Annotated in this window: 6 protein-coding genes and 2 rRNA genes (1 of these 8 only partly in view); 2 read left to right on the forward strand and 6 right to left on the reverse strand. The window is 60.5% G+C overall.

Annotated features, from left to right (window positions below; all coding sequences use genetic code 11):
- Together E4P09_RS03735 and E4P09_RS03740 are read right to left on the reverse strand one after the other, a co-directional pair.
- Complete coding sequence (locus E4P09_RS03735; RefSeq protein WP_137388218.1) at window positions 1-1,014, reverse strand: MBL fold metallo-hydrolase; 1,014 nt, start codon at window positions 1,012-1,014, stop codon at window positions 1-3.
- On the reverse strand, window positions 1,011-1,484 hold the full coding sequence (locus E4P09_RS03740; RefSeq protein WP_170984214.1) for a MaoC family dehydratase: 474 nt from the start codon (window positions 1,482-1,484) through the stop codon (window positions 1,011-1,013). The genes E4P09_RS03735 and E4P09_RS03740 overlap by 4 nt, the downstream gene beginning before the upstream one ends.
- Before the next feature lie 162 nt (window positions 1,485-1,646).
- Here E4P09_RS03740 and E4P09_RS03745 point away from each other — a divergent pair, with 162 nt between their 5' ends.
- Both E4P09_RS03745 and E4P09_RS03750 read left to right on the forward strand, forming a co-directional pair.
- Complete coding sequence (locus E4P09_RS03745) at window positions 1,647-2,417, forward strand: enoyl-CoA hydratase-related protein (RefSeq protein WP_170984215.1); 771 nt, start codon at window positions 1,647-1,649, stop codon at window positions 2,415-2,417.
- Window positions 2,418-2,454: 37 nt separating this feature from the next.
- Window positions 2,455-3,480, forward strand: coding sequence for a hypothetical protein (locus E4P09_RS03750; protein WP_137388221.1), 1,026 nt, complete (start codon window positions 2,455-2,457; stop codon window positions 3,478-3,480).
- 114 nt (window positions 3,481-3,594) lie between these two features.
- Here the strand turns inward: E4P09_RS03750 and E4P09_RS03755 are convergent, their stop codons facing one another.
- The 4 genes from E4P09_RS03755 to E4P09_RS03770 all read right to left on the reverse strand — a co-directional run.
- The gene (locus tag E4P09_RS03755) at window positions 3,595-4,140 is read right to left on the reverse strand and encodes a Ros/MucR family transcriptional regulator (RefSeq protein WP_137388222.1); all 546 of its coding nucleotides are present in this window, start codon (window positions 4,138-4,140) and stop codon (window positions 3,595-3,597) included.
- A gap of 232 nt (window positions 4,141-4,372) precedes the next feature.
- Window positions 4,373-5,254, reverse strand: coding sequence for an MBL fold metallo-hydrolase (locus tag E4P09_RS03760; protein ID WP_137388223.1), 882 nt, complete (start codon window positions 5,252-5,254; stop codon window positions 4,373-4,375).
- Window positions 5,255-5,489: 235 nt separating this feature from the next.
- A 5S ribosomal RNA gene (gene rrf / locus E4P09_RS03765) occupies window positions 5,490-5,604 on the reverse strand.
- Window positions 5,605-5,681: 77 nt separating this feature from the next.
- Window positions 5,682-8,300, reverse strand: a 23S ribosomal RNA gene (locus E4P09_RS03770) (it continues 131 nt past the right edge of the window).

Here is an 8,300-nt window from a genome sequence, read left to right on the forward strand (position 1 = left end):
TCATGCCCTTTGAAAGCGATAGGTGCCGGCGTCGTCGGTCCAGCGCAATATCTGACCATCCCCCACCAGATAGTTCAGATGGGCCCAGGTCTCGTTGGCCGCAAGCCTGATGTCATAGCCGAACATTTGTCGGGGGAACAGCTCCCGCGACGCCTCCGCAATGGTCTTCGGCGCATGGCAGATGTCCTTCACGAGCGCAAGCCGCTGCGTGTGGTGGTCCACCATCTCCGCGATCCGTTGGCGCAGTCCTTCGAACGGCTCGTTATGGGAGGGCAGCACCAGGGTATCGGCCGGCAAGGCGGCGAGCGTGCCCAAGGTGTCGAAAAAGTCGCCGAGCGGGTTGCTCTCGGGCTCCACTTGCGAGACCCCGATATTCGGGCTTATGCGCGGCAGAACATGGTCCGCCGAAATCAGCACGCTTGCATCCGCGCAATAGAGGCAGACATGCTCGAGGGAATGCCCGCCGCCGGTCATCACCTGCCAGGTACGGCCGCCTATGTCGAGACGGTCACCGTTCTGCACCCGGTGGTAGCGCCGGGGCACCACATCGGTGAGCTCCGCCATTGTACCGCCCTTGTAGACCTCGTCCCAGGTAACCCCCTCGTCCAAGCCCACCCGTGCGATGTAATCGGCAAACAACCGCCGGGATTCGGCTTCGCTGATCTGCTGTTCCCAGCATGTCCACAGCCATTCGGTGCGGCTCATCAGCAGCTCGGCGCCCGTATCGGTGCACAGGCTTCCGGCAAGCCCCACGTGATCGGGATGGCAATGAGTGACGAGGAGCCGCTTCAGCGGCTTTCCCCCGAAATGGCGGCTCATGACGTCGCGCCAGATCGCCTTGGACCGCGGTGAGCTGATGCCGGTGTCGATGGCCGTCCAGCCATCGCCGTCCTCGAGCAACCAGACATTCACATGGTCCAGCTTGAAGGGAATGGGCACCCGCAGCCACCACAGGCCCGGCATCACCGAAACCACGTCCCCATCGGCCGGACGCGTTGGAATCGCTATATTCATGCTGGCGTTTGCCTTCCTGCATCCGCTTCCGATGCGGTCTGCTCGCCGCGCATCAGCACGGTCATGCGGCCGAGCTGGATGACGACGTCATCCTGATTGACCACCTCGAACGCGAACACCACGACGTCGCGCCCTGGCTTCTTGGTCGGGCGCCGCTCGGCGATCGTCACCCGGGCGTGAATGGTATCGCCGATCATCACCGGCTTGGCGAAATCCCAGTTGAGGCTGAGCAGGCCGATGACGTTCTCGCCCAATCGCCCGGTCTGGGTCAACAGCCCGGTCGCGGTCGACATCGTCAAGGTGCCATGAGCAATGCGGCCGCCAAACGCCGTCGCTCGTGCAAACACCTCGTCCACATGGATCGGGGTGAAGTCCCCGACCAGCCCGGCAAACAGGTTGATATCCGCCTCCGCCACCGTCCGCCGCGGCGTCACCAGCACCTCCCCGACACGCAATATCTGTGTTTCCATATCGCCTCCCATCGTCAGATTAGAGCGTGGTCGCGCTCCAGACGGCGGAAGCAGCACGCTGGCACGTCCGCGCTGCCGGACCGATGCAAGCACACTTCCCCTTTCGCCGGCGAAAGTTTACGCTCTCGTCAACTGTTGATCCACAAAAACGGAAGCGCCCCTATGACCCACTACGAAGACCTCAGGATTTCGGTCACGGACGGCATTGCGACCCTCGAGGTGAATCGCCCGGACCGGTTGAACGCCTTGCGCAATCAGACCGGCGATGAGCTGCAGCACGCCCTGGCGGCCCTCGAGGCGGACGAAGCCGTCCGCGTGCTGGTCATGACGGGGGCCGGCCGCGCCTATGGAGCAGGCTATGACCTCACCACCATCCGGCCGGATGAGACCCCCGCCTTGGATGTTGTCCTAGAGCGGCATTTTAACCCGGTGATCCGCCAGATGCGCAGCTCGCGGCTGCCGATCATCTCCAAGGTGAACGGCCCGTGCGCCGGCGCCAGCGTCGGCCTCGCCCTGGCCGGCGATATCATCGTTGCGTCACGCTCTGCGTTCTTCTACGAGCCGTTTGTAGGCATTGCGCTGGTGCCGGACGCCGGCAACACGCTGTTTCTGCCGCGCGTCATCGGCCGCGTGCGTGCTGCGCCCATGATGTTGCTGGGCGACCGCATCTCCGCCGAGGACGCGCTGAGCTGGGGCCTCGTCTGGAAGGTGTTCGAGGACGATGCCCTTGCCGCGGGCGTCGACAAGATCGCCGCGCGCCTCGCCGAGCTATCCCCTTTCGCCGTCGCCTCCACCAAGCGCCTGATGAGCCGTGCCGCGGAGCCGGATCTGGATCCGCTGCTCGATCTCGAACGCGATCTGCAGGGCGAGGCAGGGCGCTCTCCCGAAATGAAAGCTGCGGTTGCGGCCTTCTTTGCCAAGCGCGCCAAATAGAAAAAGATTGCAGACCTGCCGCGGTTGCGAGATTGACATGGGCGGGCATGCGTCCGATGATTTCGGAAGCGGCAAGGCGCTCGTGGAGGACACCGCCATGACGGCCCTGGTCAGCACCCTCGGCCCGCTGCAGAGGCAACCCGCTTCCAGTGCCGACCTAGCATCCCGCATTGTCCGTTGGCAGGCGCTGAAAGAGGCAGGCGTCGACCAGATTGCAAGCGAGGACGTGGTTGACCTGGGCGGCCCGGGCTGCGGCGCGGCCGCCTCGGCTTTGCGGGAGGCTGCTGATCTCGGCTTGCCCATAAGGCCGACGGTCCTGTCGCCCATCAGCACACAGATTGCCGCGGGACGTTCTGACATGAGCGATGCCATGGCTCGTGCGCGGGCAACCCTGAGCCAACTCGCTGCCGCAGGCGCAAGCTGGGTGCAGATCAACGAGCCATGCCTGGCCTCGCAGCTGGACACCCGCGCGAAGGACGACCTGGCGCGCTTTTACGCGAATCTGGCGGAAGCCGGACCAGCGCTGAAGCTGCTTCTGGCCGCCCCTCCACCCGCCATGCAGCACAATGGGGCCTTCATTCTCACGCTGCCGGTATCGGGCGTGCATTTCGATTGCCTGGCCGCACCGCTTCAATTCGCCGATCTCATCATTGATGCGCCGCCCGAGCTCCATCTATCTCTCGGCTTGCTCGGCCGGAACGAGGCCGCACCCCTTGTCAGGCAGGAAAAGTTGGAGGAGCAGCTAGAACTTGCCGCATTCCAGCGCGGCTTGGCCGATTACGCCCTTCGGCGGACCAATCCCTGGCCCACGGATCTCGGTTCCGCGGCCGGCCGGATCGATCAGCTCGCAATCGCCGCCGGGGCCGACCGCCTCATTCTGGCACCCGCCGGCGTTTCCGCAGCAATGCCTCTGCCGATCGAGTTGCAGTGCATACGAGAATTGCGCCGCCTCGCCGATGCGTTGGGCACCGGGCGGCACAGCAGTACTGAGCCCTCCCTCGGCCGTCCCCGCAACGTGGTGCCTTTCGCGCCTGCGCGCGCGGTCCCGAGTCACCCACTCTAAAGACGAACTGCGCCGCTGCATCAGCCAGGCCGTTGTTCATGCTGAGAGCGGGGTGATTCGACTCACGTCCCGCGCGAATACGAATACGACCCAAAGACGAGATCGCCTTCTGCGTCAGACCTCCTTGACGGCCGGCGCCTTGGCACGGGTCGACCGGCGCGCGGTCCCGCCAGCCGCCTTCGGCTTGGCTGCGCCGCGGGCATCGCCATCCGCAGCTTTCTCGGCTGTTGCCGTTGGCGCCGCTGCTGCCGCCGACGAGCCTGGCTTCCGGCCGAGACCGAGCGAGCGCGCCAGATGCGAACGCGCCTCTGCATAGGCGGGAGCCACCATCGGGTAATCCGGTGGCAACTGCCACTTGGCCCGATATTGCTCCGGCGTCATATTGTAATGGGTGCTCAAATGGCGCTTCAGCGACTTGAACTTCTTACCGTCTTCCAAGCAGATGATATATTCGCGGGTGACCGACTTCTTGATCGGAACCGCGGGCGTTGGTGGCTGGGCGTCACGCGCCGCCGCGGCGGAGCCAAGCGTGCTGAGGGCCTGATGCACCGATGAAATCAGGCCAGCCAAATCAGCCAGCTGAACAGAGTTTTTCGCGACATAGGCCGATACGATATGCGCGGTTAACTCTACGTCGGCTTCGTTCCCCTTGTCCACCATTCGCCCGCTCCGTTTCGCGTTACTGCTCGCTCGCCTTATAGAGGCGATCCGAGAGTGGCAAAACTTTGACCAGCTGGAGTTAAACTGCAATTTTTTGGAAAAAGCTATCGAAACATCACACGGAGCGCCTGACCTTTTGTAGATATCGGTTAATTTCGTCTGGTGAAACCCTGTATTCCGAGATGTCCCACTGCTTTATGACGACAGCGAAAGCCAGCTTGGTTGGCACTTCTCAGTCCCAGGCGGCACTGCCGAATCGGTTGAGCGGATACTTAAGATAGCGGTGGCCGTCCGCCTCCGGTGGTGGCAGTCGGCCCGCATTGATGTTCACCTGCAACGCCAACAAGATCAGCCGCGGCATGGCCAAAGAGCGATCCCGCTCCTGCCGCAGGTTGATGAAATCAGCTCTATTCTGCGCCTTCCTCAAATGGATATTTGCCGCCTTCTGCCCGGCGACGGTGCTTTCCCACAGCGGCTCACGCCCGCCCGGCTGATAATCATGGCCCGTGAACAGCCGGGTATCGTCCGGAAGCGCCAATATGCGCTGTATCGAATCCCACAGCACGCCCGCATCCCCACCCGGAAAATCGGCGCGCGCCGTTCCGCCATCCGGCATGAACAACGTGTCGTGGATGAATGCGGCATCGCCCACGAGGTAGGTCACGGAAGCGAGCGTGTGCCCTGGCGAAAACATCACCCGCCCCTCCAGGTTGCCTATGGCGAACCTGTCCCCTTCCGCAAAAAGATGATCCCACTGCGAACCGTCGGTCCTGAGCTCCGGCCAGTTATAGATCCGCTGCCACAGCTCCTGAACGGCCGTCACCCGCGCGCCTATGGCTATGGGCGCGCCAGTCTTCTCCTTGAGATACGCAGCCGCCGAGAAGTGATCCGCATGGGGGTGCGTGTCGAGGATCCACTCGACCGTCAAGCCTCGATCGCCAATCAGCGCCAATATCCGGTCGGCACTGCGTGTCGCCATGCTCCCGCATTTCTCGTCGAAATCGAGAACTGGATCGATGATGGCACAGCGCCGGGTCTCGGGACAGATGACGACATATTGAACCGAAGATGTTCGCGGATCGAAGAAAGCGACGACTTCCGGTTCAGCGCCCATCCCCTTCTCCCGACCTGGATATGCCCATGGCGGCGACTCATGCCGCTGGCTGCGCGCCCGCGTTTCAGCATACGGACGACACAATCCCGCAGCGATTATGCCGCTAAGCGAACCCTATTTCGGCTGTGCAGGCAAGTGGGAGGAAATTTCACGCACGCAAAAACCCTCCCGCGCGAAACGGGAGGGTTTTGATAGAGCTGTGAAGAAGGTTTCGAAGAACATCTGTTCTTGGCAGGCCCGGCAGTGACCTACTCTTCCGCGTCTTAAGACGAAGTACCATCGGCGCAGAGGCGTTTAACGGCCGAGTTCGGGATGGGATCGGGTGTAGACACCTCGCTATGGCCACCGGGCCGGCGAAGAACAGATGAATTGTGGACTGACGGACGCGCTACACGCGATTGGTTTGCAGTGACTGTTGAGAATGAGAGCGATCAAGCCGATCGAGCTATTAGTACCGGTAAGCTGCATGCATTGCTGCACTTCCACACCCGGCCTATCAACGTGGTGGTCTACCACGGCTCTCAAGGGAAGCCTCGTTTCGAGGTGGGTTTCCCGCTTAGATGCCTTCAGCGGTTATCCCGTCCGCACATAGCTACCCTGCTGTGCCGCTGGCGCGACAACAGGTCCACCAGAGGTGCGTCCATCCCGGTCCTCTCGTACTAAGGACAGATCCTCTCAAGCTTCCTACACCCACGGCAGATAGGGACCGAACTGTCTCACGACGTTCTAAACCCAGCTCACGTACCACTTTAAATGGCGAACAGCCATACCCTTGGGACCTGCTCCAGCCCCAGGATGTGATGAGCCGACATCGAGGTGCCAAACGATTCCGTCGATATGGACTCTTGGGAATCATCAGCCTGTTATCCCCGGCGTACCTTTTATCCGTTGAGCGATGGCCCTTCCACGCGGGACCACCGGATCACTATGACCGACTTTCGTCTCTGCTTGACTTGTCAGTCTCGCAGTCAGGCAGGCTTATGCCATTGCACTCAACGACTGATTTCCGACCAGTCTGAGCCTACCATCGCGCGCCTCCGTTACTCTTTGGGAGGCGACCGCCCCAGTCAAACTACCCACCATACACTGTCTCGGACCCGGATAACGGGCCGCGGTTAGACATTCATGACCACAAGGGTGGTATTTCAATGGTGGCTCCACCACGGCTGGCGCCGCGGCTTCAAAGCCTCCCACCTATGCTACACATGTCGACACGAATGCCAGTGTAAAGCTGTAGTAAAGGTGCACGGGGTCTTTCCGTCTGACCGCAGGAACCCCGCATCTTCACGGGGAGTTCAATTTCACTGAGTCGATGCTGGAGACAGTGGGGAAGTCGTTACGCCATTCGTGCAGGTCGGAACTTACCCGACAAGGAATTTCGCTACCTTAGGACCGTTATAGTTACGGCCGCCGTTTACCGGGGCTTCGATTCAAAGCTTGCACCTCTCCTCTTAACCTTCCGGCACCGGGCAGGCGTCAGACCCTATACGTCGTCTTGCGACTTCGCAGAGCCCTGTGTTTTTAGTAAACAGTCGCCACCCCCTAGCCTGTGCCCCCCGCACCTGGTTGCCCAGATACGGGGCCTCCTTCTTCCGAAGTTACGGAGGCAATTTGCCGAGTTCCTTCAGCATCGTTCTCTCAAGCGCCTTGGTATGCTCTACCAGTCCACCTGTGTCGGTTTAGGGTACGGTCTGATGCGGGAGCTATTTCCTGGAACTCCTTCGCTGCACGGACAATCCAGTAAGCCCGTACAACACACGGAATTCGTCACTACCCGCTGGCTGGGGAATATTAACCCCATTCCCATCGGCTACGCCTCTCGGCCTCGCCTTAGGAGCCGGCTAACCCTGCGCAGATTAGCTTTACGCAGGAACCCTTGGACTTTCGGCGAGAGGGTCTTTCACCCTCTTTGTCGTTACTCATGTCAGCATTCGCTCTTCCGATACCTCCAGATGTCCTCACGGATCATCCTTCACCGGCTTACGGAACGCTCCGCTACCGCGCACACGAAAGTGTGCACCCGCAGCTTCGGTGCATGGCTTTAGCCCCGTTACATTGTCGGCGCGAAGACCCTTATTTAGACCAGTGAGCTGTTACGCTTTCTTTAAAGGATGGCTGCTTCTAAGCCAACCTCCTGGTTGTTATGGGATCCTCACATCCTTTCCCACTTAGCCATGACTTGGGGACCTTAGCTGGCGGTCAGGGCTGTTTCCCTCTCCACGACGGACCTTAGCACCCGCCGTGTGTCTCCCGCGCATTACTTCCTGGTATTCGGAGTTTGGTTAGGTTTGGTAATCCGGTGAGGACCCCTAGCCCATCCAGTGCTCTACCCCCAGGAGCATTCACGCGAGGCGCTACCTAAATAGCTTTCGCGGAGAACCAGCTATCTCCGAGTTTGATTGGCCTTTCACCCCTAGCCACAAGTCATCCCCGGCTTTTTCAACAGACGTGGGTTCGGCCCTCCAGTGCGTGTTACCGCACTTTCAGCCTGCTCATGGCTAGATCACTCGGTTTCGGGTCTAATCCGACGAACTGAACGCCCTGTTCAGACTCGCTTTCGCTGCGCCTACACCTATCGGCTTAAGCTTGCTCGTCAGACTAACTCGCTGACCCATTATACAAAAGGTACGCAGTCACCCAGGACGAACCTTGGGCTCCTACTGTTTGTAAGCATCCGGTTTCAGGTTCTCTTTCACTCCCCTCGTCGGGGTGCTTTTCACCTTTCCCTCACGGTACTAGTGCGCTATCGGTCAGCAAGGAGTACTTAGGCTTGGAGAGTGGTCTCCCCATGTTCAGACAGGGTTTCACGTGCCCCGCCTTACTCAAGTCCTGATGCTTTCATTACCCGTAAGGGGCTGTCACCCTCTAAGGCCCAACTTTCCAGATGGTTCCGGTTGTAAAGCACCAGGCACTGGCCTGGTCCGCGTTCGCTCGCCACTACTAGCGGAGTCTCTGTGATTTCCTTTCCTCCAGGTACTGAGATGTTTCAGTTCCCCGGGTTCGCCTCACATGCCTATGGATTCAGCATGTGATACAGCCGAAGCTG

The organism is Rhodoligotrophos defluvii (assembly GCF_005281615.1).
Lineage (GTDB): Bacteria > Pseudomonadota > Alphaproteobacteria > Rhizobiales > Im1 > Rhodoligotrophos > Rhodoligotrophos defluvii.

Excerpts from the sequence above, each read along its gene's own strand:
- E4P09_RS03735 (WP_137388218.1), bottom strand. The coding sequence starts at position 1,014 with ATGAATATAGCGATTCCAACGCGTCCGGCCGATGGGGACGTGGTTTCG.
- E4P09_RS03740 (WP_170984214.1), bottom strand. The coding sequence starts at position 1,484 with ATGGAAACACAGATATTGCGTGTCGGGGAGGTGCTGGTGACGCCGCGG.
- E4P09_RS03745 (WP_170984215.1), top strand. The coding sequence starts at position 1,647 with ATGACCCACTACGAAGACCTCAGGATTTCGGTCACGGACGGCATTGCG.
- E4P09_RS03750 (WP_137388221.1), top strand. The coding sequence starts at position 2,455 with ATGGGCGGGCATGCGTCCGATGATTTCGGAAGCGGCAAGGCGCTCGTG.
- E4P09_RS03755 (WP_137388222.1), bottom strand. The coding sequence starts at position 4,140 with ATGGTGGACAAGGGGAACGAAGCCGACGTAGAGTTAACCGCGCATATC.
- E4P09_RS03760 (WP_137388223.1), bottom strand. The coding sequence starts at position 5,254 with ATGGGCGCTGAACCGGAAGTCGTCGCTTTCTTCGATCCGCGAACATCT.